Source organism: Gilvibacter sp. CC01, assembly GCF_055755295.1.
Genome location: NZ_CM146909.1, coordinates 1,834,693 through 1,856,958, shown reverse-complemented (window position 1 = coordinate 1,856,958; position 22,266 = coordinate 1,834,693). Strand labels below are relative to the sequence as shown.

The following is a 22,266-nucleotide window of genomic DNA, read 5'->3' as shown; positions in this document are numbered from 1 at the left end:
TTTAGAGCCGATCTCACTCTGGGCTGCTATTAATTTAATTGGCGTCCTTAACGCGGCTTTAAGAACTCAATTGATATCTTTACAAAAGTGCGCAATTACTTGTTCATACTGCTGTTTGTACTGCCCCTTGCTAGTTTTGGGCAGAACGACGCCTTGGCCAAAACTTATTTTGACGAAGGTAAATACGACAAGGCCCTGAGGATCTATCAGACTTTGTACGACAAGAACCCTAGAAGACTCGATATTTTTAAGGCGCTTGTTGCTACTCATCAGCAGTTGGAAAATTATGAGACAGCCGGAACTTTGCTCGCCGGACGTGCTGAGGCTTATGGACCTTATCCGCAGCTATCGGTAGACATTGGATACAATTTTGAATTACAAAACCGACCTGAGGAGGCTAAGGCCTTTTATCAGTTGGCAGTAGACGAACTTGCCCTACAGCCTAATTACGCCCGATTCATTGGCGATACTTTTGATCGCTACGGACTCTTAGAATGGGCTGTTAAGTCTTACGAAAAAGGCATGGAACTAAACCCGAATGCAGATTTTTACCTGCAGCTTTCTCGCATTTACGGCGAATTGCAGAACTACGAGAAGATGTTCGATGCCTATTTGAACCTTATGGAATCCAAACCGGGTTACGGCTCCTACACCAAAAGAAGTCTCACCCAGTTCATCACAGAGGACCCTGCCAACCAGGCCAATGTGGTCTTTAGAAAAACCCTGATAAAACGGATTCAACAAGACCCGAACTTGATGTACAACGAACTCTTGAGTTGGCTCTATGTACAACAAAAAGAGTTTCGCAAATCCTTTAATCAAGAAAAAGCAATATACAAGCGCAAAGGGGAAACTTTAGAGCATCTTTCACTATTGGCAGGTATTACAGAAGAAGAAGGAGAGTTCGATATCTCCTTGGAGATCTTGGAATATATTATTGCCAATAGCGCTATTTTAGAAGAACAACTCGATGCAGAAGAAAAACGCTTAGGGGTAATTGTCAAAACAGAATCCGACTTAAAAAAGGTAAATCAAGAATTCGATAAGGTCTTTGAGCAATATGGTATAAGCACGCGTACTTATGCGCTCCAGATAGCCTACAACGACTTTATCGCTTTTAAACAACAGCAACCTGAAACCGCGATTTTAAACCTAAAGGTTTTGGCAGACACAGACCTCAACCGTTTTGAAAAGGCTCGAGTGCGCATGAAGCTCGCAGACATACTGGTTTACACGCAAAAATTCAATCAGGCGTTAATCTATTATTCGCAAATACAAAAGCAGGTTCAAGGGAATATCCTAGCTCAAGAGGCTCGTTTTAAGGTCGCGCGAACAAGTTACTTCAAAGGCGATTTCAAATGGTCACAGATCCAATTAGATGTGCTTAAAAAGTCTACTTCGCAACTTATAGCCAATGATGCCATGGAACTCAGTTTGCTTATTAGCGACAATTCTGTAGAAGATAGCACACAGACCGCTTTGCGCAAATTTGCCAAGGCCGACCTTTTGAGCCTTCAGAATAAAAACAACGAGGCGGTGCGTTTACTAAGCGAGATTTTAGAAAACCACAAAGGAGAGGTTATAGAGGACGAGGCCTTACTAAGACGCGCCAAGCTTTATACAGCGCTTGGAGTCTATGAAAAGGCAGTAGCCGATTACAAGACCATCATTGAATTATTCAAAGAAGATATTTTAGCAGACGATGCCTATTTTCTGCTTGGGCAACTCTACGAAAAACAATTGGCACTACCCGAAAAGGCCAAGGAATTTTACGAGCAGATCGTCTTTAATTTCTCAGATAGTATTTACTTTGTGGACGCAAGAAAGCGCTACCGCAGTTTGCGTGGCGACACCATAAATTAAGGCGTCTACCCTATGATCATCTACAACGTTACCATCAATATAGACGAATCCATTCAGCAGCAATGGCTCCACTGGATGCGTGAAGAGCATATTCCGGAAATGCTCGCCACTGGAAAATTCACCAAAGCCCTTATGACCCGCGTTTTGGTAGAAGAAGAAATGGGCGGTTTCACTTACTCGGTGCAATACACCACAGACAGTGCGGAAACTCTTAAGCGTTACTATTCAGAAGATGCGGAGCGTATGCGGGCGCAAAGCAAACCTTTTGAAGGTAAATTTGTGGCCTTTAGAACTGAATTGGAAATAGTAAGCGAACACTGATGAGTGGTCCAGTTAGACCTAAGAAGCATCTTGGCCAGCATTTCTTGGTAGACAAGAACATTGCTAGAAAGATCAGTGAGACCCTCTCTTTCGATGGATTTGATCTGGCTTTAGAGATAGGTCCTGGAACAGGAGTACTGACCGAGTTCTTGGTAGCGACTGGAAAACCCATCACAGCGATGGACGTAGATAAGGAGTCTATTGAATACTTGAATGCCACTTTCTTACAAGGCAATCTCAAAGTGGTTGAGGCCGATTTTTTAAAGGCAGAACTCGCTTCTTATTTTGGAGATGCCCAAATTGGCATTATTGGAAACTTCCCATATAATATCTCTTCTCAGATCGTATTTAAAGCCTTAGAGCACCGCGATCAGGTGCTCGAATTTTCGGGTATGTTCCAAAAAGAAGTAGCCCAAAGAATTTGTCAAGGCCCGGGGAACAAGACTTACGGTATTCTCTCCGTGCTCGCTCAGGCTTTTTACGAAACCGAGTATCTTTTTACGGTGCCACCGGGCGTATTCAATCCGCCACCTAAGGTAGACAGCGGCGTATTGCGCATGCGACGTAAACCTGATTACAAATTGGCCTGCGACGAAACCTTGTTTTTCAAAGTGGTGAAAACAGCCTTTAACCAGCGTCGTAAAACCCTTCGCAACAGCTTAAAATCCTTTGATTTGTCCGATAAATTGAAAGAAGATGCTATCTTTGAGCTTCGTCCGGAACGCCTGTCAGTTTTGGAATTTGTCGAACTCACTCAAAAAATAGCGCAAGATGGCCTTTCAGATCTCTGATGAGTTAATCGACCAGGTTCATGAGTACATAGCCGCAACCCAAGATTCTCAACTCCTTGAATTGATGAGTGATTTCCACTATGCGGATATCGCTGAGGTTCTGGACGCCTTAGATCTAGAAGACGCTACTTACCTACTGCGACTCTTAGATTCAGAAACTACTTCTGACGCCCTTATGGAGTTGGACGAGGATCTACGTGAAGACTTACTAGACAAACTCTCGCCAAAGGAGATCGCCGAGGAGCTTGAGGAGATGGACACCGATGACGCTGCCGACGTAATCGCTGAACTCGACGACGCCATTGTAGATGAGGTGATCGACGAGATCAAAGACGAGAAGCACGCCCAAGAGATCCGCGAACTACTCTCTTATGACGAGAACAGTGCCGGAGGTCTTATGGCTAAGGAATTGGTTCGTGTAAAAGACACCTGGACCATAGCAGGCTGTGTTAGAGAAATGCGCAGACAGGCCAAGAATGTAACCCGCGTGCATTCCATTTACGTGGTGGACAAGAACGAAAAACTCATAGGACGACTTTCTTTAAAAGATCTGTTGACGGCTCCAGAAAAAGCCAAGATCAGCGATATTTATATTCCCAGAGTAGATTTTGTCTTTGTAGATCGCACGGGAGAAGAAGTAGCGCGTATTATGAACAAATACGATCTGGAAGCCATTCCAGTGGTCGATGAAGATCACAAATTACTAGGAAGAATTACCATTGATGATATTGTAGATTTTATAAAACTGGAAGCTGAAAAAGACTATCAGTTGGCTGCAGGTATTACCCAAGAAGTAGAAGCCGACGACTCTATTTTAGAACTCACCAAAGCCCGTTTACCTTGGTTGGTGTTAGGCTTATTTGGTGGATTGGCCTCAGTTTTCATCTTAGAGGATTTTGAAGACCTTATGGCAGACCCACAAGTGAAAGCCTTGTTCTTCTTTACACCACTTATTGCGGCGATGGCCGGTAACGTAGGAGTACAATCAAGTGCGATCATCGTACAAGGTTTGGCTAATGATATTGTAAAAGGGAGTTTGTGGAGTCGCCTTTTAAAAGAAGTAGGCCTAAGCCTTATCAACGGTATTGCCTTAGGAGCCTTGGTTATGGTCTTTGGCGCAATTATGGGCTATTCTACCGCCTTTAGTCTAACCATTGCCGTTTCTATGCTTTCGGTGATCATCATTGCGGCTCTTATTGGAACCTTTGTGCCGATCATTTTAGACAAGCGCGGCATTGACCCTGCAATAGCCACAGGCCCTTTCATTACCACGAGTAATGACATCTTTGGTATCTTTTTGTTCTTTTATCTCTCCAAGCTTATCCTTCAGTTTTGAAACCCCAGGTTTTTGAATTCACGGTAACTGTAGCATCAGAACATTTAGATGCACAAAATCACGTGAATAATCTCGTTTATCTCGAATGGTGTTTAGAGGCTGCAGAAAAGCACTGGTCGCGCAATGCCACTAACCAATTGCTGAATCAATACGTTTGGTTCGTCCTCAAACACGAGATCCAGTATAAAGCGCAGGCAGTTCTTGGAGATCAATTGTGTTTAAAGACTTGGGTTTCTAGTAATGCTGGTGTTCGATCAGAAAGACAGTACGAGATCTATAACAAGAAGAGCGGAAAATTATTGGTGCAAGCGAAAACCTTGTGGTGCTTACTCAGAGCAGACAGCAAGAAACCTACAGCTATTCCAGAGGAAATTTGTAATTTGTTTGTGGATGAGTAAGCCTATCAATATAAAAGAAAAGCTCGATAAATTCAGCGATCATTGGCATCCGCATCAAATTACCATTGTAGATGATATGCAAGTGCTTTTGGCCAAGATAAGTGGAGAATTTGTCTGGCATGCGCACCAAGACGAAGACGAATTATTCTACGTGCAAAAAGGTACCCTGCAAATGCACTTTAGAGACCGAGTAGAAACTGTCCAAGAAGGCGAGATCATTGTAGTACCTAAAGGCGTAGAACACTGCCCCAAGACCATAGACGGACAAGAAGTTCAACTACTACTGTTTGAAAAACTAAGTACTAAACACACCGGGGAGGTCGTTCACGAAAAGACTCAAACCTCTTACCCTAAGATCTAAGCTTTGAAAATTCTTCATCTAGACAAGAATCATCCTTTGCTAATAGCCCAGCTAAATGCGGCAGGCCACAAGAATGTCGAAGGTTTCAATTACGACAGAGAAAAGACACTAGCGGTTATAGAGCAGTTTGATGGCGTGGTGCTACGCAGTCGTATCACTGTAGATCGCGAGTTCCTTCAAGCCGCTAAACAATTAAAGTTTGTAGCTCGTGTTGGCGCGGGTATGGAGAGTATAGATCTTGATTATGCACAGGCTAGAAGTATTAAACTCTTTTCGGCACCAGAAGGCAACCGCAATGCTGTAGGTGAGCATGCCCTAGGGATGCTGTTAGCGCTTTTAAACAAGCTCTTTGCTGCGCATCAGCAGATAAAACAAGGGCAATGGAATAGAGAGGCCAATCGCGGGCTAGAACTGGATTACCGCACTGTTGGCATTATAGGATATGGCAATATGGGCAAAGCTTTTGCGAGAAAGCTTCGCGGGTTCGACTGTCGGGTTTTGTGTTATGATATTCTGCCCAATGTGGGCGATGCCAATGCCCAGCAGGTGGATCTAAAAACCTTGCAACAAGAAGTAGATGTGCTGAGTCTGCACACGCCATGGACACCGCTAACCAATAAGATGGTCAATTCAGATTTCATCAACGCTTTTGCCAAACCCTTTTTTCTGATCAATACAGCGCGAGGTAAGTCGGTAGTGACAGCAGATCTGGTCGAGGCCTTAAAGAACGGCAGAATTCTCGGCGCTGGTTTAGACGTATTGGAATACGAAAAGAGTTCATTTGAATCTTTGTTCGAAGCCGATAGTATGCCTGCAGCATTGGCAGAACTCTTGCAATTGAATCAAGTGATCTTGAGTCCCCACATAGCAGGTTGGACGGTAGAAAGTTTAGAAAAATTAGCCCAAACCATAGTCGATAAGATATTGAACGAATTTCCAGTCTAAGTTAAGATGAAGCGCATTATCCTTGTTTTTGGTGCCATAGTGATCTTACTGATGCTGCTCTTTCAAACCAGTAAATTACTTTGGATGAATAGCGATTATAAAGCAGAATGGATACTCGCTGTGCTCGCTTTGGTCTTTCTCGGAGTCGGCATTTGGGTGTCTCGTTATTCAAGTCCAAAGCCTAAAGTGGAACCTTGGCAGCAAGATCTGGAGAAGATCGAGGAGTTGGGAATCAGCAAAAGAGAGTTAGAAGTTTTGGAAGCTTTGTCCGATGGATTGTCGAATAAAGAGATTGGTCAACGCCTATTTGTCTCAGAAAGTACTGTAAAAACCCATGTTTCCAACTTACTGGTTAAACTCGATGCAAAACGCAGAACAGAAGCACTCACAAGGGCTCAGCAGCTATGCATCCTACCAAAGTAGGAGTCTTACAATACCATCAAAATCGAATTTGGTACTTTAGTATGAGCCGTAGTTGAAGCCGGCTCACTAGTTTTGGATCATGCTTTTCTTCGGAAATGCGTTATGGTTCAAAAATTTAAATCAACTAACATGAAATCAACAATTATTAAGTACGGAATCAGATCGCTAATTGCCTTTGATCCTTTTTGGAATCAGCTTATTGCTTTCCCTACAATTCGAAATAGGTAACAGCGAAATTTTAGGATACGCAGGTATCATTATAGCATTATCTATGGTCTATTTTGGAATCAAAGCGTATCGCGACCGTGTCAATGATGGCAGTGTGAGCTTTGGAAACGCAGTCTTGGTAGGCTTGGGAATTAGCGCTATGGGATCTTTAGGAATAGCTGTCGCGGATATGATCTATACCGGTATCATTGATCCGGATTGGGCTGCAAACTACGCCAAGGAAATGCAAGCCCAAGGTGTAGAAGCCGAGGTATGGAGCACGCCGATGCTCGGAGTTCTGATGTTCTTTATTGCCATGTTTGTAGGCGCGATCATTACTCTGATCTCTGCATTAATCTTAAAAAGAAAAGCTTAAAATGGAAGAACGAGTAACTGGCCTTGGTGGATTCTTTTTTAAGACCAAAGATCCACAAGCTGTTAAACAATGGTATCGCGAACACCTAGGTTTAAACACCGACGACTACGGCTGTACCTTTTGGTGGAAAGACAAAGATGGTAACGACTGCAGTACGCAGTGGAGCCCTTTTAAAGAAGACACCCAATATTTTAAACCCAGTGAAAAACAGTTTATGATGAATTTCCGTGTTGCGGATCTGGAAAATCTTTTAAAGACCCTAAAAGAGGAAGGCGTTACTGTAGTGGGTGAAATGGAAACTTACGATTACGGTAAGTTTGGCTGGATCTTAGACAATGAAGGAAACAAGATTGAACTTTGGGAACCTGTAGATAGTGCTTTTCTTTAAAATTGCTAATTTTAGATAAAGCAACCACTATTATGGGCGAATCCGAAAACAAAAAATCAGATGACATCTTTGACGGTTTCGAAAATGCCGCAGAAAAGGCAAAGGAGGCTGCCTCTAAAGCAGGCGATGCCGCAGAAGAAGCTGCAAAGAACATAAAAGAAAGTTGGAACGAATTACAAGAGTCCAAAAGCAACAAGCGTGTCTTAGCTGGCATTCTTGCCCTTGTATTTGGCGGTATAGGGCTGCATAAATTTGTACTCGGATACAACAAAGAAGGACTCATGCTGCTTATAGGAACCTTAGTGCTGGGAGTAATTTCATTTGGTCAATTGACTTGGGCCATATGGGTAATCACTTTAGTCGAAGGTATTATCTACCTTACCAAATCCGACGCAGAATTCTATCACACCTATCAGGAGAACAAGCGCCCTTGGTTCTAATCTAATTTTAATCTCAATGCCTTTTTCAACCAAAGGCATTGTTTTTATAATATATTATCGTAATATTGCAATATAACATTATGGGGACATCTAAAAGACATATACATTCTGTAAAGACCAATCATCTAGCGGACCTTGCCAAAGTGATCTCGCATCCGGCAAGAATATCTATCCTTAATTATATTGGAGACTGTGAGGGCTGCTTGTGTAAAGACATTGCGGAAAAGATCAGACTGTCTCAACCCACCACCTCGCAACATTTACAGGTGATCAAAAAATCAGGCTTACTAAAAAGTCGATTCGAGGGTAAGAGTCAGTATTACACTATCAACAAGGCAAGACTTACTTTGCTAAAAGAACTTTTTCAAGAATTCTTTGAAGCTACGGAAGCCAAATGCTGTTAATAACATAAATATGAACACATCAGAATTATTTACACTGCTAGAGCAGCACAAAAACGCCGCCCTACTCTTTGAATACAGTCCTGGCCAATTGGTTGGCGCCAACTATCACATAACCGAGGTTAAGCATGTGGTCATCGACGCTGTAGATTGCGGCGCGCGCGCCGACGCCTGGAACGAGACTGTGATCCAACTTTGGGAAAGCCCAGAAGAATTGGGGAAAACAGAATACATGAGCGCTTACAAAGCCCTCGGAATTCTTAAGAAAGTGGGCAGTATGCGAGCTTACGACACCAAAGCTGTTGTGCGATTTGAATACGGAAACTCCCTTTTTCACACCGCGCAACTATTTGTTAACGATTACGAAATCAAGGAGAATCAACTCCTTCTTAAATTAGCAGTAGCACCCACAGATTGCAAAGCCAAAGATGTTTGTGGCGTGCCAGAGCCCGCCGAAGTGTCTGCAGCTAGTTGCAGTCCCGGGAGTGGATGTTGTTAGGTTATGGAAATTCGCGCACTTAAGAAAAAACACTACAAAGAAGTAGCCCGTATCTACCAAGACGGTCTGGATACGGGTATTGCCACTTTTGAAACCAAGGTGCCCGATTGGAAGAAATTCAAAAAGAAGTTCCTTAAAACCTGTCGCTTTGTAGCCATTATAGATGGCGAGGTAATTGGCTGGTGCGCCTTGAGCCCTGCCTCTAGCCGAGAAGTGTATCGCGGCGTAGCAGAAAGTACCATTTACATCGCTGCGAACTCTCGCAGTAAAGGTGTGGGTAGAAAACTGCTGGAGCACTTGGTCATCGCAAGTAAGAATGCTGGTTTCTGGACGCTTCAGGCTAGTATTTTCGCTCAGAACAAACACAGTATATATTTGCATGAACAATGCGGATTCCGTCAAGTGGGTGTGAGAGAAAGAATCGCTCAGCGAGACGGTAAATGGCACGACAATATTTTATTAGAACACCGAAACGATCTAAAATAGATGAAATGAGCACAAACAAATTTAATTTGTATTATACTGCTTAACCATTAAATTTTTTGTGCGAAAGCGAAGCGGTTGATCTGTGCAAATAATTTTTATTTGCCTGATTATCTGAATAATAAAAATTATTTACATAGATGAAAAATATCCTGGTTTTATGTACGGGCAATAGTTGCAGATCGCAAATGGCTCATGGCTTTTTAAATACAACTCTGGCAGATAAGGCACAGGTTTACAGCGCGGGCATAGAAACTCATGGGCTCAACCCTGGTGCAGTGGCCACCATGGGGCGCGCAGGAATAGATATCAGCAATCACACCTCCAATCACGTTGACGAATATCAGGGCATCAACTGGGATTATATCATTACCGTTTGCGACCACGCCTACGAGAATTGCCCTTTTATTGCAGCGCCAAATGCCAAAAGGTTGCATCACAATTTTTACGACCCTTCTAAATTTGAAGGCTCAGAAGAAGACACCATGGCAGCATTTGACAAGGCTCGCGATGAGATCCGCGATTACGTCTCGGCCTTTGCTGCAGATCACTTTTAAAACTATGCCTTATCTTGAGGCATGAAGTTTTTTTATTTCCTTTCTTTTTGTTTGTTTCTCTACGGATGTAAGCAAGCCGAGAACACTGCCCCAACAGATAGCATAGAGATTCCCCCTGTGGACCAAGCCGCCATCATGATCTTGGGTAACCTGCAAGACGCCGGCGCGCCGCAATTGGGTTGTGAAAAATCTTGCTGTGCACAAAAAATAACTAATCCAAACCCTTTGGATGCTGTGGTTAGTCTTGGTTTAATAGATCCGAAGTCACAAACTAACTACCTATTTGAAGCAACTCCAGATATAAGCAAACAGCTGGCCTGGTTGCAAAAGGCCAATGCAGGCAGCCCGGCAACTCCTGAGGGAATATTTTTAACTCACGCTCATATGGGTCATTACGCAGGTCTACTCAACCTAGGAAAAGAAGCTGCCTCCACCAAAAATGTCCCCTTGTATACCATGCCTCGTATGCAGGACTTTTTAAAAACTAATGCTCCTTGGAGTGCTTTGATAGAAAACAACAATGTCCAACTTAAGGCTCTTGACAGCGCGGCAGTTGTATTGACTTCGGCGCTTAGGGTTAGCGCCCTGCAAGTACCCCACAGAGATGAGTATTCCGAAACTGTTGGTTATTTCATTGAGGGGGCCAATAAATCTGCTTTATTCATCCCAGATATAGACAAATGGCATTTGTGGGAACAATCGATAGTCGATTGGATTAAGCGGGTAGATTACGCTTTTTTAGATGCGACCTTTTTTAGCGGTGATGAATTGGGTGGTCGGGATATGAGCCAGATTCCGCATCCCTCTGTACAGGAAAGTATGGCCTTGTTTGATGCTTTAGATCAGGCCACGCGAGCCAAGGTCTATTTTATTCACTTTAACCATACCAATCCCCTGCTCCAGAAAGAATCCGAAGCATTTAAAACTGTAAAGAACAAAGGGTATAACATTGCAGAGCCTCTGGCAGTTTTTCCGCTATAGCAGCTTATTCTTCTTCTGACCGCTGGCCGTATTTCTTTTCCAGTTCGGCCTGAAACTCTTCCATAACAGGTTTTACTGTACTTTCTGGCAGATCGGCGATTCGAATATACATGAGCCCGTCTACGGCATTATTAAAGAGCGGATCAACATTAAAGGCAACCACTTTGGCGTTCTGCTTAATGTACTTTTTAATGAGTACCGGCAATCGCAAACTTCCAGGTTCTACCTCGTCGATGAGCTTGTCGAATTTGTTCAGATCGGCTTCGGTCTCATCGAAGATAAAGTCCTTATCAGCATCTTTGAGCTTGACCTTGTATTCCTTTTTAGGATTGATATACTGAGCCACATAAGGGTCGTAATAGTTCGATTTCATAAACTCAATCATGAGCGACTTAGAGAAATCAGAGAATTTATTGCTAATGCTAACCCCGCCGATCAAATAACGATGCTCCGGGAAACGCAATGTGGTATGCACTATCCCTTTCCACAGCAAAAACAGTGGCATCGGCTTTTGCTGGTATTCCTTTATGATGAAAGCTCGCCCCATTTCTATGGATTTGCTCATCATGGAGTAGAGTTCTGGTTCAAAACGGAAGAGGTCTTGCAAGTAGAAGCCGTCTATCCCGAATTCTGCAAAAATCTTAGAACCCAAGCCCATCCGATAGGCGCCGACGAGCTTTTGCTGATCGTTGTCCCACAAGAACATATGGTGGTAATAGCTGTCAAACTTATCCAAGTCCGTAGAGTTGTTGGTCCCCTCCCCGATCTCTCTAAAAGTGATCTCTCTGAGGCGCCCTATCTCTTGTAAAATGTTAGGAATACTCTCCGCCTGCGCTAAAAACACCTCATAATTCTTACTCTGCAACAAGCGCTTATCGTCTGCCGTGAGCCGAGCGACCTCTTTGGCCATAGCTTCTGTAGAGGCCGGGCCAGCGATCTTTTTAGGTGGCTTTGGAATTTTTAAGGTTTTTGGAATACTTTCTATTAGCGTTTTCTTCTGAAAAGGATTTGCCAATACATATGTTTTTCTGCGGAGGAACTCCGTAAAGTTCTTCAAACTTTCGTGTTCCTGCTGATCTTTTACTGAGATCGGATTTCCAATACGCACTTTGATCAGACGTTCTTTTTGGGTCAGCAATTCGGACGGTAGTTTAGCCGTACGCAAAGTGTCGCTCATTTTGGCCAAACGATAGAAGAGCTTACTGTTCTTGGCGTGGAAATAGATTGGCACCACGGGCACCTCTGCTTTTTGGATGAGCTTCATAGCGGCTACTTCCCAAGGCTTGTCAACCATAAGCTTGTCGTCCTTATAAGTAGAAACTTCTCCAGCTGGGAAAATTCCCAAAGCATGGCCATCACGCAAATGCCCGATCGCATTTTTAAATCCGGTGACACTAGATTTCACATCCTTCCTGTCTTCAAAAGGATTCACTGGCATCACATAGGGTTTCAGTGGTTCTATGCGGTGCAACAAAAAGTTAGCGATTATCTTAAAATCCGGGCGGATCTCTAAAAGCAGCTTGAGAAGTAATATCCCATCAATTCCACCTAGAGGGTGGTTAGAAATAGTAATGAAAGGTCCGTTTTTGGGAATTCGCTTGAGGTCTTCTTCAGGGATTTCGAATTTGATCTCGAACTCGTCCAATAAAGAGCTTACGAATTCCAGATCATTGAGATGTTTGTGCTTGTTGTAGATCTTGTTAAGCGTATCGATCTTGAGGATCTTCATTAGGGTCCACCCCATAAAAGTTCCTAAAAAACCGAATTTTTTGAGCCCCACGGCAGAGGCTACTTCTTTTGCGTTAACTAATCCCATGGCAGTACTGCCCCCAAATATAGGGAATCTAACTTTGCCCAATGACCACTTGAACGGTTTCCTGCGCTTCTTGCTTTAAGAGCACCTTTTGACCTTTAACTAAAGCCTTGATTTCCTCCGGTTTAGCGTGGCGGACAGTATAAAGAGTCACACCTTCGTAATGTGTTACACTGAAGTGCTGGCGCAAATGGGCCAACAAATCAGGTAGTTTTTTGAATTTGTTGTCAACAACCACAGAGAAACTGATAGCAGAATTCTGGATTAGCTCCACCTTCATTTTATACTGATGCAATAGTTTAAAAACCTCGCCAATATGATCCTCCATCATAAAAGAGAAATCCAGAGAAGACAACGAGATCAATACTTGGTCTTGCTTTAAGATAAAACAAGACACCATTGGGTCTAAGGCTTGTCCCTTGGTCACACAGGTACCAGGGTCTTCGGGTTTTATGAAAGAGCGCACATATAGCGGAATCTCCTTGCGCTGTAAGGGTTGTAATGTTTTAGGGTGAATTACCGAAGCTCCGTAAAATGCAAGTTCTATCGCCTCTCTGTACGAAATGTGATTCAACAATTGCGTCTTCGTAAAATGGCGCGGATCTGCGTTGAGTACCCCAGGCACATCCTTCCAAATGGTAACGCTTTCTGCATCCAAGCAATATCCAAAGATGGCGGCAGTATAGTCAGAACCCTCGCGCCCTAAGGTTGTGGTAAAGTTGTTGTTTACTTCGGAGCCTAAAAACCCTTGAGCAATGGTTAGCCCTTTGCGGTCCACCGCTTTTTTGATCAACTCCTGAGTGAGTTGCCAATCTACACGTGGATCGCGATAATTACTGTCTGTTTTTATACAACTGCGTACATCTAACCAAGTATTGGGATGCCCGTTTTCATTGAGATAGGCTGCCACGATAGTAGTAGATATCAACTCCCCAAAACTCACCACCTGATCATACACAAAAGCATGGGTTTCCGATCGGTTATGGCTCAAAAAATCGTCCATGTCAACAAAGAAATCACCAATCTGTTTGTGGATGGGGTGGTTTTTATTCGGAAACAACTCTTGCAGGATAGACTCGTGATAACTTCTAGATTGGGCAATAGCTTCCTTAACAGAGCCATCCTTTTTAAAATATGCAGTAACAACAGCTTCTAAAGCGTTGGTTGTTTTACCCATAGCAGAAACCACGACAACTAGTTCTTCACTGCCCGTATATTCTAAGACTCTCTTTAAGTTCTGTACTCCGGTCGCATCTTTTACAGAAGCGCCTCCGAATTTAAATATTCGCATGATTCTCAATATAATTTGCAATGGCCTTGCGGTCCATTTGCGCTATGTACCAATCTTTCAATAGGTTGGCACCAATAGATTCATATAGTTTTATTGCTGATCGATTCCAGTCTAGGACCACCCAATCAATGCGACCCACATCTTCTTGTTTCCCGAACTGGATCACTCGGTCTAACAAAGCTTTTCCTAAGCCTTTACCGCGCATGGATTCGGTAACGATCAGATCTTCTAAATACAATCCACGACCATTCCAAGTGGAAAATCTAAAATAGACCAATGCCATGCCCACTACTTGCTGATCCACCTCGGCAACAAAACACTTGAATAAAGGTCGCTCGCCAAAGCCTTCCCTTACCAAGGTTTGCTCGTCTATCAAAACGGCATCGGGCTCCTTTTCAAAAACAGCCAATTCCTTAATCAATGCCAACAGGGCGCCGGCATCTTCTTTGCGCGCTTCGCGGATCATAGTCTAGCTTTTTGTAATACCACAAATATCGGGGCTATTTGTGAATTTTAACGATATTTGCCTCAAATTCTCATCAACTACCTACATGGCTATCAGAAACCAAACACTGGGCGAATTTATCATTGAAAATCAGAGTGAATTCAAATACTCTTCCGGTGAACTTTCCAGACTCATCAATTCCATAAGATTGGCCGCTAAAGTGGTGAATCACGAGGTAAACAAAGCAGGTCTTGTAGACATTTTGGGCGCCGCAGGAGACATGAATGTTCAGGGAGAGGATCAGCAAAAACTCGACGTGTTTGCTAACGAGGCCTTTATAAAAACCCTGACCAATCGAGAGATTGTTTGCGGGATTGCTAGCGAAGAAGAAGATGATTTTATCGCCATTAAAGACGGTAATCCAAACAACCAACACAAATACGTAGTGCTTATAGATCCGTTGGACGGATCTTCTAATATCGATGTAAATGTTTCTGTGGGTACTATCTTTTCTATTTACAGACGTGTAACTCCAGTTGGAACTCCAGTGACCCAAGAAGATTTTCTTCAGGCTGGAAGCAAACAAGTAGCAGCTGGATATATCATTTACGGAACCTCTACTATGATCGTATATTCCACCGGACACGGAGTGAATGGGTTTACTTTGAATCCGGCCATTGGAACCTATTACCTATCGCATCCTAACATGCAGTTCCCAAAAGAGGGGAATATCTACTCGGTTAACGAGGGGAATTATGTGCATTTTCCACAGGGCGTTAAAGACTATATAAAATATTGCCAGATGGAAGAAGGCGACCGCCCATACACTTCGCGATACATCGGCTCTTTAGTATCTGATTTTCACAGAAACATGATCAAAGGCGGTATATATATGTACCCTAGCACAGCAAAGAATCCCGACGGAAAATTACGCCTGCTGTACGAATGCAACCCCATGGCATTTTTAGCAGAGCAGGCTGGTGGCAAGGCCAGCGATGGCTTTAGAAGAATCCTCGATATAGAACCTACAGAATTACACCAACGCGTGCCCTTTTTCTGCGGTAGCACCTCCATGGTAGAAAAAGCAGAATACTGTATGAAAAAGGCCGCAGATCCCCAATAATAGCGAATTTTAGTACTTTTACTTTTCATCCTAAGCATTTGGCTAAACAAAAGAACGCAAAACCTCAAGACGAGGCTATGGATTCTGGCTCAAAGATAGAGGCGATCAAACAGCTCATTTTTGGTGAGAATATTGAGCAATACGACAGCGAATTTCACACGCTGAAATAAGAGATCCAAGACCGCAAGAAGGAACTGGAGGACTATATAGACCAGGTCCGCAATGAACTTATGCAGTCTATCGATTCTATGACCACGGACATCAACATTAGAATCACGGATCTAGAGGACGCCCTCAACGATAAGACTGATGGTGTAGATAAAGCTAAGGTCAATAAAGAAGAGCTAGGAGATCTCTTGATCAAATTGGGAGAAAAACTACGCCGAACGCAAGACCAAAAAACAACCTGTCGTTGTATTAACGGCCATGGCCGGACCAGAATACCAACAAGAGGCAGAAGCGCTCGGTATTTCGGCTTTATTGACCAAACCGTATCAGCCTAAAGAGCTCGTTAAAGCTATTAAGGAAGCATTTAAATCAAGAGAAAAGTAACCTCTTACTTCTCTAACAAGTATTGGTAATCTTCGAAGTCTAGACCCCCAGTGTAGATTTGGATAGATCTTTTGATATACTTCTCGGCTTGGGCCTCACTAAAGCCTAGACCAATTGCATAACGCACTAGAAGTTGGTGTTCACCTGCGTCGATCTGATGATCTGCAAAGATGATATTGAACATGTCGTGTAAAAGCTGTAAACGCACCTCATGAGAGTTTGGTGGGTTTATAGTGTAAGTTGACGGATCTTTAAGGATAGCTTTCACTTCGGATTCGTCAATTCCCAATTTGTTGGCAAAACGATCCAATCTGCTAATTTCTTGCTCGTTGAGCTCATTATCTACTGCAGCCATTCTTACTAAAGACGCGAAATGGCTCAGGTTTCTAGAGTGCTCGTAACTCTGAAAAAGATTCTTAAACGACATAGCTTTACTTAATTGCTGCAAATATAGCAGTATCTTCTCATTTCTTACACTCAAATGGAGTTCAATTTTGCTAAAAATGCAAGCAAGCAGCCACTCGGAATTGTCGTATTTTTATAGGGAGCAAAAAAACTCCCATGTCCCTATTGGTATTTAATAAGAACGGCATTTATTGTCCGCAGGCAGATGTATATCTCGACGCTTGGCGAAAGGTGCCTAAATGTATCGTAACTCACGGGCATTCAGACCATGCGCGCTACGGACACGGGCAGTACATTACGCACAAGACCAACATTCCTATAATCAAACACCGACTTGGTAAATTGCAGGTCAAAGGATTAGAATGGAACGAGACGCTTTTGGTCAATGGGGTAAAATTCAGTTTGCATCCAGCCGGTCATATTCCGGGGTCTGCTCAAGTCCGTGTAGAATACCAAGGAGAAGTTTGGGTATTTACGGGCGACTACAAATTACAAGATGACGGTCTTAGCACTCCCTTCGAACCTATAAAATGCCATACCTTCATCAGTGAATGCACCTTTGGACTCCCAGCATTTTCTTGGGAGCCACAACAAGAAGTGTTTAACGAGATCGACAATTGGTGGGCGCAGAACAAGGCCAATGGCGTGACCTCTTTGCTCTTCGGATACAGTTTGGGCAAAGCCCAGCGGCTCCTAAAGAATGTCAACCCAGACATAGGACAGATCTACGCACATAAAACCATTTACGACCTCAACAAAGCCATGGCTGCGGATTTTGATCTGCCGGAATTTACATTGCTTGAAACTGCTATGGATAAGGCAGCATTGAAAGGTTCGCTCATTGTGGCACCTCCGGGAGTACAAAACGCAGCTTGGATAAGAAAGATAGGACCACAGACCACAGCCGCCGCCAGCGGATGGATGACCTTTAGAGGTGCTCGCAGAAGACGTGCCTTAGACAAAGGCTTTGTGCTGAGTGATCACGCAGATTGGGAAGAATTGCTTACAGCTGTAAAAGCCACCGGCTGCGAACAAGTGATCGCCACCCACGGTTATACAGACATCTTTTCCAGATACTTGCGCGAAGAACTCGGCTTAGACGCTAAGACAGAAGCCACGGCATACGAAGCAGAGACCATAGATGAAACTCAGGAAACTGCCTAAGTGTATGAAAGCCTTTGCCCAACTCATTAAGGAGCTAGACAGCACCAATAAGACCAACCAAAAGGTTGCTGCCTTGGCCAACTATTTTAAGGAGGCAAAAGACAGTGACAAGGTTTGGACAATCGCGCTGCTTTCTCATAGACGCCCCAAACGTCCTGTCAACACTACATTACTTAGAGCTTGGGCCACTGAACTGGCCAATATCCCCCTGTGGTTGTTTGAAGAGAGCTATCATATTGTAGGTGATTTGGCAGAGACCATTGCTTTAGTCCTGCCGCATCCTAATGGCAGTACCGTAATGTCTTTGACCGAGGTGGTCAACGAGATCGCAGCGCTGGGGAATCAATCCGAAGCAATAAAAAAAGCAACGATCTTAGAACGCTGGGATCAGTTCAACTACTACGAGCGCTTTGTCTACAACAAGATCATTACCGGTGGATTCAGAATTGGGGTGAGTCAAAAACTAATGACACGAGCCCTTGGACAAGCCACAGGAATTGATACCGATGAGCTCGCTTTTAAACTTATGGGAAATTGGGACCCCAAGACCATCAGTTTTGATGAATTGATCATAGCTCCTTCTGAGGCCGCAGCAGTTTCAAGACCCTACCCTTTCTTTTTGGCGCATGCTGTAGAGGGCCAAGTAGAAGAACTGGGCGACATCTCTCAATACAGCTTTGAACACAAATGGGATGGCATTCGGGCGCAAGTTATATTTAGGGCCAATACGCATTTTGTCTGGTCAAGAGGAGAAGAACTGGTCACTGACAAGTATCCAGAATTTGATGCGCTGCGAGAACGGATTCCCAACGGCACTGTACTGGACGGTGAGATAGTTTGTTTTCCCGACGGGCAGATCGGGGATTTCAACATGCTACAAACTCGAATTGGCCGCAAGAACATCAGCAAAGAACTCTTAGAGACACATCCGGTGATACTCATTGCTTATGACCTTTTAGAATGGAATGGCAAGGACTTACGAGATACTCCTTTTGAAAAGCGTCGGGAACTCTTAGACAAGCTGGTCAAAACCAAAGGCAAGAACACTCCACTTTATCTCAGCAACACTATGACCTTTGCGACTTGGAAAGAGGCCGCTGCGGAGCGAGAGCGCTCCAGAGAAAAACGCAGCGAAGGCCTTATGATCAAGCGCAAGGATTCGCATTATGGCGTGGGCAGAAAACGTGGAGAATGGTTCAAATGGAAGGTCGATCCCTTTACCATAGATGCGGTGCTAACCTACGCCATGCGTGGCCACGGAAGGCGCGCCAACCTATTTACCGATTACACGTTTGCGCTCTGGCACGAAGGTGCTTTGGTAACATTTGCAAAAGCCTATAGCGGCCTCACAGATGCAGAACTTAAAGAGGTAGACAGCTGGATAAAAAAGAATACACTAGAACGTTTTGGGCCTGTTCGCTCTGTAAAGCCAGAGCATGTCTTTGAAATTGCTTTTGAAGGCATAGCTACAAGCAAGCGCCATAAAAGTGGTATTTCCACGCGCTTTCCTAGAATACACCGCTGGCGTAAGGACAAAAACGCCGATCAGGCCAACAGTTTAGAAGATCTAAAAGCACTCATCCCAAAATGAAACGCGAAGAGCTTTTAAATATCGCCCAAGGCTGGTTTGAGAGCCGCAGTTGGAGTCCGTTCCCCTTTCAAAAACAAACTTGGAATGCTTACTTGCAGGGGAAGCACGGCTTGCTAAATGCCCCTACGGGCAGCGGTAAGACCTACGCACTTTGGACACCTATCGTCTTGTCGTATATCAAATCAAATCCGCAGTATAAAACCAAACATAAAAAAGGGATCAAAGCCCTTTGGATCACTCCGCTTCGCGCTCTATCCGTAGAGATACAACAGGCCGCACAGCGCATGGCAGACGAGCTAGAAACGGGACTAACCGTTGGTATTAGAACAGGAGACACCACCCAAGCAGAACGCGCCAAACAAAAGCGTTCAATGCCAGACCTGCTTATCACAACTCCAGAAAGCTTAATGCTACTCTTAGCCAGTAAGGACTATCCCAAACTCTTTAAAACCCTAGAGGCTGTAGTGGTTGACGAATGGCACGAACTCCTTGGTTCTAAACGCGGCGTGCAAATGGAGTTAGCTTTATCTCGACTCAAGACGATTTGTCCAAAGCTGCGCATTTGGGGCATCTCTGCAACCATTGGTAACTTGGACCAAGCTATGGATGTTTTAATGAGCGATTCCACCGAGCAAGAAAAACCCCGAGTGCTAATTAAAGCCAAACGCAAACCCAAGGTTAAAGTAAAATCCATCATTCCAAAGAAAATGGAGACCTTCCCTTGGCGTGGACATTTGGGGTTGCACTTGTTAGAGGAGATCATTCCCATTATTGAATCCAGCAAGACAACCATCATTTTTACAAATACGCGCGGACAATGTGAGATCTGGTTTCAGAAGATCTTAGAAAAGCACCCGGAACTGGCCGGCGAACTCGCCATGCATCACGGGAGTATCAATAAAGAAACACGGCTGTGGGTAGAACAAGCCATTCGCAACGAATCGCTCAAGGCTGTGGTGGCAACTTCGAGTTTAGACCTCGGGGTCGATTTTGCTCCAGTAGAGACCATTATTCAAATTGGTGGCCCCAAAGGCGTTGCAAAATTCCTGCAACGTGCAGGACGTTCTAATCACCGTCCGGGAGAACCGAGTCTGATCTATTTTTTACCTACACACGCATTAGAATTAGTGGAAGCTTCTGCTTTAAAACGGGCCGTAACAGAATCCGTAATGGAAGACCGCACACCCTTTTTACTCTGCTTTGATGTGCTGATCCAATATTTAGTGACCTTAGCCGTAAGTGACGGTTTTAAACCCGAGGAGATCTTCCCAGAAATACAGCGCACCTTTTGTTTTCAAGGCTTAACCGAAGAGCAATGGCAATGGTGTTTGAATTTTATTACCAAAGGCAGTCAAAGTTTAGAATCCTATAACGAATACCGCAAGGTGATTGTCCAAGAAGATGGGCTTTTCAAGGTTACCGATAGACGAATAGCCATGATGCATCGGCTTTCTATAGGCACTATTGTTAGTGATGCTATGCTGCTGGTCAAATACGTGAGTGGTGGTTTTATTGGAACTGTAGAAGAATGGTTCTTGGGTAAAATGAAACCTGGAGATACCTTTGTTTTTGCCGGACGAACCCTAGAATTGGTCCGCTTGAGGAACATGACCGCTCAGGTCAGAAAATCTAAAAAGCGCAGCAGTAATGTGGTGAGTTTTATGGGCGGCCGTTTGCCGCTTTCCTCCCAAATGAGTCAGCTACTCAGAGAAGAATTACAAAGCAGCAGCGCATACAAATCACAGACGCGTGAGTTACGCGCACTAAGTCATATTTTTGAACGGCAATTACAAGAATCCATAGTGCCTGCATCTTATGAGTTCCTTATAGAATCCTTTGAAACCCGAGAAGGTTTCCATGTGGTGTTCTACCCTTTTGAGGGGCGCTTTGTACACGAGGCCTTGAGTCATATTTTGGCCTATAGACTAAGTCTACTCATTCCTATCAGCTTCTCGTTGGCTTATAACGACTACGGTTTTGAATTGCTGTCTGATCAGGTTTGGGATGTACAACTCATATTTGACAATGACCTATTCACTCCGGAGTATCTACTGCAAGACCTGGAGAAAAGTATCAACGCCACAGAAATGGCGAGTCGAAAGTTTAGAGACATAGCCGTGATCAGTGGTTTAGTGTTTCAGGGTTATCCCAACAAAACAGTTAAGACAAAACATTTGCAAAGCAATTCACGCTTACTATTTAAGGTCTTTAAGGATTTTGAACCCGATAATTTACTTTTGCAGCAAGCCTATAGAGAAACCTTTGAACACGAATTGGAAGAAGGCAGATTGCGCATCGCTTTAGAACGAATTTGCAAGCAGGATTGGGTGTGGCGCCCCTGCGAAAAACCAACGCCGTTCAGTTTCCCGATCATAACCGATCGTTTACGCGAAAAGATGAGTTCAGAAAAACTAAGTGATAGAATAAAACGCATGCGCGTGCAATATGAAGCCTAATATGACCAAAACCTTAGCTTTCAATTTCGGTGGGTTGGATTGTGTTGCGCACGCTAGCGGTGCATTGTACGTCCCAGCCTACGATTGCCTGTTGATCGCCGATGTGCATCTGGGCAAGGTGAGTCATTTTAGAAAACACGGAGCTGCAGTTCCTACCGCGGCAATTCAATCTAATTTTGATCGGTTGGATATTGCGATGAAGGATTTTAAAACAGATCGTATCTATTTTTTAGGAGATCTGTTTCACAGCCATACCAACAAAGAATGGGATTATTTTTCCCGTTGGATAGAAGAACGAAAACCCAAGTCTACTTTAGTGCTGGGCAATCATGACATCATCCCTTTAAGCCGCTACGACGCTTTGGGAATTGCCACTTGTGGAACTGGGAATCTGGGTGATCTACAACTCACCCACATTCCAGAAGAAAGCCCAGAAAAGTTCACTATTAGCGGACATATTCATCCCGGAGTTCGACTGCGTGGCGTTGGGCGACAATCCATCAGTTTACCTTGTTATTTCATCAGTGGGAAACAAATGATCTTGCCCGCTTTTGGGAGTTTTACGGGCAAACACATATTGCGCCCAAGTAGTGAAGACCGTATTTATGCCATAGCAGAAGGTGAACTTATTGCCCTACACGAGACGCTCTAATTTG

Annotated in this window: 27 protein-coding genes; 23 read left to right on the top strand and 4 right to left on the bottom strand. The window is 43.9% G+C overall.

What is annotated here, in order from left to right; translation table 11 throughout:
• The first annotated feature begins 87 nt into the window (after positions 1-87).
• From AC0J2F_RS08810 to AC0J2F_RS08735, 16 genes are all read left to right on the top strand, one after another.
• On the top strand, positions 88-1,863 hold the full coding sequence (locus AC0J2F_RS08810; RefSeq protein WP_473007328.1) for a tetratricopeptide repeat protein: 1,776 nt from the start codon (positions 88-90) through the stop codon (positions 1,861-1,863).
• Positions 1,864-1,875: 12 nt separating this feature from the next.
• Positions 1,876-2,184 (top strand): DUF4286 family protein, encoded by a 309-nt coding sequence (locus AC0J2F_RS08805; RefSeq protein ID WP_473007327.1) that lies wholly within the window; start codon positions 1,876-1,878, stop codon positions 2,182-2,184.
• Positions 2,184-2,975 carry a 16S rRNA (adenine(1518)-N(6)/adenine(1519)-N(6))-dimethyltransferase RsmA gene (rsmA, locus tag AC0J2F_RS08800; protein WP_473007326.1) on the top strand — a complete coding sequence of 264 codons (792 nt, stop codon included), beginning with the start codon at positions 2,184-2,186 and terminating at the stop codon, positions 2,973-2,975. The genes AC0J2F_RS08805 and rsmA overlap by 1 nt, the downstream gene beginning before the upstream one ends.
• Positions 2,956-4,311 carry a magnesium transporter gene (gene mgtE, locus AC0J2F_RS08795; protein ID WP_473007325.1) on the top strand — a complete coding sequence of 452 codons (1,356 nt, stop codon included), beginning with the start codon at positions 2,956-2,958 and terminating at the stop codon, positions 4,309-4,311. The genes rsmA and mgtE overlap by 20 nt, the downstream gene beginning before the upstream one ends.
• Positions 4,308-4,709: an acyl-CoA thioesterase gene (locus AC0J2F_RS08790; RefSeq protein WP_473007324.1), complete on the top strand. Its 402-nt coding sequence runs from the start codon at positions 4,308-4,310 to the stop codon at positions 4,707-4,709. Before mgtE ends, AC0J2F_RS08790 begins: the two co-directional genes overlap by 4 nt.
• Positions 4,702-5,070, top strand: a complete 369-nt coding sequence (locus AC0J2F_RS08785) for a cupin domain-containing protein (protein ID WP_473007323.1) — start codon at positions 4,702-4,704, stop codon at positions 5,068-5,070. The genes AC0J2F_RS08790 and AC0J2F_RS08785 overlap by 8 nt, the downstream gene beginning before the upstream one ends.
• A gap of 3 nt (positions 5,071-5,073) precedes the next feature.
• Positions 5,074-6,015, top strand: a complete 942-nt coding sequence (locus AC0J2F_RS08780; protein ID WP_473007322.1) for a 2-hydroxyacid dehydrogenase — start codon at positions 5,074-5,076, stop codon at positions 6,013-6,015.
• A gap of 6 nt (positions 6,016-6,021) precedes the next feature.
• The gene (locus tag AC0J2F_RS08775) at positions 6,022-6,438 is read left to right on the top strand and encodes a response regulator transcription factor (protein ID WP_473007321.1); all 417 of its coding nucleotides are present in this window, start codon (positions 6,022-6,024) and stop codon (positions 6,436-6,438) included.
• A 175-nt stretch (positions 6,439-6,613) separates the two neighbouring features.
• A complete protein-coding gene (locus AC0J2F_RS08770; protein WP_473007320.1) occupies positions 6,614-7,021 on the top strand; it encodes a DUF4199 domain-containing protein in 408 nt (135 codons plus the stop codon).
• Position 7,022: 1 nt separating this feature from the next.
• The gene (locus AC0J2F_RS08765; RefSeq protein ID WP_473007319.1) at positions 7,023-7,409 is read left to right on the top strand and encodes a VOC family protein; all 387 of its coding nucleotides are present in this window, start codon (positions 7,023-7,025) and stop codon (positions 7,407-7,409) included.
• A gap of 32 nt (positions 7,410-7,441) precedes the next feature.
• On the top strand, positions 7,442-7,849 hold the full coding sequence (locus AC0J2F_RS08760) for a TM2 domain-containing protein (RefSeq protein ID WP_473007318.1): 408 nt from the start codon (positions 7,442-7,444) through the stop codon (positions 7,847-7,849).
• Between the two features lie 80 nt (positions 7,850-7,929).
• Positions 7,930-8,253 (top strand): ArsR/SmtB family transcription factor, encoded by a 324-nt coding sequence (locus AC0J2F_RS08755; protein ID WP_473007317.1) that lies wholly within the window; start codon positions 7,930-7,932, stop codon positions 8,251-8,253.
• 10 nt (positions 8,254-8,263) lie between these two features.
• Positions 8,264-8,749 (top strand): DUF6428 family protein, encoded by a 486-nt coding sequence (locus AC0J2F_RS08750; protein ID WP_374960003.1) that lies wholly within the window; start codon positions 8,264-8,266, stop codon positions 8,747-8,749.
• A gap of 3 nt (positions 8,750-8,752) precedes the next feature.
• The gene (locus AC0J2F_RS08745; RefSeq protein ID WP_374958370.1) at positions 8,753-9,235 is read left to right on the top strand and encodes a GNAT family N-acetyltransferase; all 483 of its coding nucleotides are present in this window, start codon (positions 8,753-8,755) and stop codon (positions 9,233-9,235) included.
• A 137-nt stretch (positions 9,236-9,372) separates the two neighbouring features.
• Positions 9,373-9,789 carry an arsenate reductase ArsC gene (locus tag AC0J2F_RS08740; protein WP_473007316.1) on the top strand — a complete coding sequence of 139 codons (417 nt, stop codon included), beginning with the start codon at positions 9,373-9,375 and terminating at the stop codon, positions 9,787-9,789.
• 21 nt (positions 9,790-9,810) lie between these two features.
• Positions 9,811-10,770: an MBL fold metallo-hydrolase gene (locus tag AC0J2F_RS08735; protein WP_473007315.1), complete on the top strand. Its 960-nt coding sequence runs from the start codon at positions 9,811-9,813 to the stop codon at positions 10,768-10,770.
• 4 nt (positions 10,771-10,774) lie between these two features.
• Here AC0J2F_RS08735 and AC0J2F_RS08730 read toward each other — a convergent pair whose 3' ends face one another.
• From AC0J2F_RS08730 to AC0J2F_RS08720, 3 genes are read right to left on the bottom strand one after another with little or no spacing between them, the layout of a single operon-like run.
• Positions 10,775-12,586, bottom strand: a complete 1,812-nt coding sequence (locus AC0J2F_RS08730; RefSeq protein WP_473007314.1) for a GNAT family N-acyltransferase — start codon at positions 12,584-12,586, stop codon at positions 10,775-10,777.
• 28 nt (positions 12,587-12,614) lie between these two features.
• Complete coding sequence (locus tag AC0J2F_RS08725) at positions 12,615-13,874, bottom strand: aspartate kinase (RefSeq protein ID WP_473007313.1); 1,260 nt, start codon at positions 13,872-13,874, stop codon at positions 12,615-12,617.
• On the bottom strand, positions 13,861-14,340 hold the full coding sequence (locus AC0J2F_RS08720) for a GNAT family N-acetyltransferase (protein ID WP_374958636.1): 480 nt from the start codon (positions 14,338-14,340) through the stop codon (positions 13,861-13,863). The genes AC0J2F_RS08725 and AC0J2F_RS08720 overlap by 14 nt, the downstream gene beginning before the upstream one ends.
• Positions 14,341-14,425: 85 nt before the next feature.
• Between AC0J2F_RS08720 and fbp the strand changes: the two genes are divergently transcribed.
• The 3 genes from fbp to AC0J2F_RS08705 are packed head-to-tail and all read left to right on the top strand — an operon-like array spanning position 14,426 to position 15,945.
• Positions 14,426-15,442: a class 1 fructose-bisphosphatase gene (gene fbp, locus AC0J2F_RS08715; RefSeq protein ID WP_374958637.1), complete on the top strand. Its 1,017-nt coding sequence runs from the start codon at positions 14,426-14,428 to the stop codon at positions 15,440-15,442.
• 38 nt (positions 15,443-15,480) lie between these two features.
• On the top strand, positions 15,481-15,612 hold the full coding sequence (locus AC0J2F_RS08710; protein ID WP_473007312.1) for a hypothetical protein: 132 nt from the start codon (positions 15,481-15,483) through the stop codon (positions 15,610-15,612).
• A 60-nt stretch (positions 15,613-15,672) separates the two neighbouring features.
• Positions 15,673-15,945 carry a hypothetical protein gene (locus AC0J2F_RS08705; RefSeq protein ID WP_473007311.1) on the top strand — a complete coding sequence of 91 codons (273 nt, stop codon included), beginning with the start codon at positions 15,673-15,675 and terminating at the stop codon, positions 15,943-15,945.
• 53 nt (positions 15,946-15,998) lie between these two features.
• Here the strand turns inward: AC0J2F_RS08705 and AC0J2F_RS08700 are convergent, their stop codons facing one another.
• The gene (locus AC0J2F_RS08700; RefSeq protein WP_473007310.1) at positions 15,999-16,475 is read right to left on the bottom strand and encodes a TerB family tellurite resistance protein; all 477 of its coding nucleotides are present in this window, start codon (positions 16,473-16,475) and stop codon (positions 15,999-16,001) included.
• Between the two features lie 80 nt (positions 16,476-16,555).
• On the opposite strand from AC0J2F_RS08700, the gene AC0J2F_RS08695 reads away from it, so the two are divergent.
• Genes AC0J2F_RS08695 through pdeM form a run of 4 tightly spaced genes read left to right on the top strand, consistent with a single transcriptional unit; the run spans position 16,556 to position 22,262 of the window.
• The gene (locus tag AC0J2F_RS08695; RefSeq protein WP_473007309.1) at positions 16,556-17,563 is read left to right on the top strand and encodes a ligase-associated DNA damage response exonuclease; all 1,008 of its coding nucleotides are present in this window, start codon (positions 16,556-16,558) and stop codon (positions 17,561-17,563) included.
• A 4-nt stretch (positions 17,564-17,567) separates the two neighbouring features.
• Positions 17,568-19,154 carry an ATP-dependent DNA ligase gene (locus AC0J2F_RS08690; RefSeq protein ID WP_473007308.1) on the top strand — a complete coding sequence of 529 codons (1,587 nt, stop codon included), beginning with the start codon at positions 17,568-17,570 and terminating at the stop codon, positions 19,152-19,154.
• Positions 19,151-21,610: a ligase-associated DNA damage response DEXH box helicase gene (locus AC0J2F_RS08685; protein WP_473007307.1), complete on the top strand. Its 2,460-nt coding sequence runs from the start codon at positions 19,151-19,153 to the stop codon at positions 21,608-21,610. Before AC0J2F_RS08690 ends, AC0J2F_RS08685 begins: the two co-directional genes overlap by 4 nt.
• 1 nt (position 21,611) lies before the next feature.
• Positions 21,612-22,262, top strand: a complete 651-nt coding sequence (gene pdeM, locus AC0J2F_RS08680) for a ligase-associated DNA damage response endonuclease PdeM (RefSeq protein ID WP_374959982.1) — start codon at positions 21,612-21,614, stop codon at positions 22,260-22,262.
• Positions 22,263-22,266: the final 4 nt, after the last annotated feature.